This window comes from Sandarakinorhabdus rubra (genome assembly GCF_010994245.1).
Classification (GTDB): domain Bacteria; phylum Pseudomonadota; class Alphaproteobacteria; order Sphingomonadales; family Sphingomonadaceae; genus Sandarakinorhabdus; species Sandarakinorhabdus rubra.
The window spans coordinates 1-1,434 of sequence record NZ_WMHO01000358.1 but is presented as its reverse complement, the minus strand read 5'-3'; the positions used below and the strand labels follow the sequence as shown (position 1 = coordinate 1,434).

General features: G+C 69.5%; 1 protein-coding gene. It reads left to right on the top strand.

Going from position 1 to position 1,434, the window contains the following annotated elements; translation table 11 throughout:
* On the top strand, positions 1-1,425 hold a 1,425-nt coding region (locus tag GJV64_RS14445), incomplete at its 5' end, for an AarF/UbiB family protein (protein ID WP_164158173.1).
* Positions 1,426-1,434: the final 9 nt, after the last annotated feature.

Here is a 1,434-nt window from a genome sequence, read left to right as displayed (position 1 = left end):
GTGGCAAAGCTGGCGCGGTTCGGCACTGGGGCGCCGACAACGCCCGATTTTGCCGGCGGGCTGGCCGCGGTTGGCCCGGCCGCCATCAAGCTGGGCCAGGCGCTGGCGACGCGGCCCGACCTGATCGGGGTTGCCGCCGCGGCCGATCTCGCCCGCCTGCAGGACGCGCTGCCCCCGGTGCCGTTCGGCAGCATCGAGCCGCAGCTGAACGCGGCCTGCGGCGGCGACTGGAAGACCGCCTTCGAATCGATCGAGGCCGAAGCGGTTGGCGCCGCCTCCATCGCGCAGGTGCACAAGGGCGTCACCAGCGATGGCCGCGCCGTGGCCATCAAGTTGCTGCGTCCCGGAATCGAGGCCGAGGTCGCCTCGGCACTGGCCACCTATGAATGGGGCGCGCGCCACCTCGAGACGCTGGGCGGCGAGTTTGCCCGGCTGCGGCCGCGCGCTGTCATCGCCACCTTCAGGGGCTGGATCGAGGCCGAGCTGGACCTGCGGCGCGAGGCCGCCAACGCCTCTGAACTGGGCGAGATCCTGGCCGGCGAACCGGATTTCGTGGTGCCGAAGGTCGATTGGCAGCGTTCCACTCGGCGGATGCTGGTGATCGACTGGATCGACGGGATCAAGCTGTCGAACACCGCCGCCGTGGCCGCCGCCGACTTCGACCGGCCCCATCTGGCCCGCGTGCTGGTCAACGGCTTCCTCGCCCAGGCCATCGCCAAGGGCTTTTTCCATGCCGATCTGCATCAGGGCAATCTGTTCCTGATCCCGGCCGGAAACGGCATTGACCATGCCCGCATCGGAGTGATCGATTTCGGCATCATGGGCCGCATCAACCGCCGGGCCCGCCTTTATCTGGCCGAGATCTTGTACGGGCTGGTGACCGGCAATTATGCCCGCGTTGCCGAAATCCATTTCGAGGCCGGCTATGTGCCGCCGCACCACAACCCGGCGGCCTTTGCCACCGCCCTGCGCGCTGTGGGCGAGCCGATCCGGGGCAGGCAGGCCCGCGAGATCTCGATCACCGATTTGCTGGAAGGCCTGTTCGCCATCACCCGCAGCTTCGACATGCCGGTGCAGCCGCACCTGCTGCTGCTGCAGAAGACGATGGTGATGGTGGAAGGCGTGGCGCTGACCATCGACCCCGATGTCAACATGTGGGAAGTGGCCGAGCCCTATGTGCGCGACTGGGTGCGCGACGAGATGGGCCCGGAAGCCCTGATTGCGGACGCGCTGGTGATGAATGCGCGCGCGCTCAGGCAATTGCCGCGCATCTTCCGGCAATGGGTGGCGGCCAATCCGATGCCCGGCGCCGCCCCGCCGCAGCCGCCGCTGCCGCCGCTGCCGGAACGCGGCGCGGGCTGGTCCACGCCGTGGCTGCTGCTGGCCGCCGGGCTGGGGGCGGCGGCCGTGCACCTGCTGGCCTGAACCGCGCTA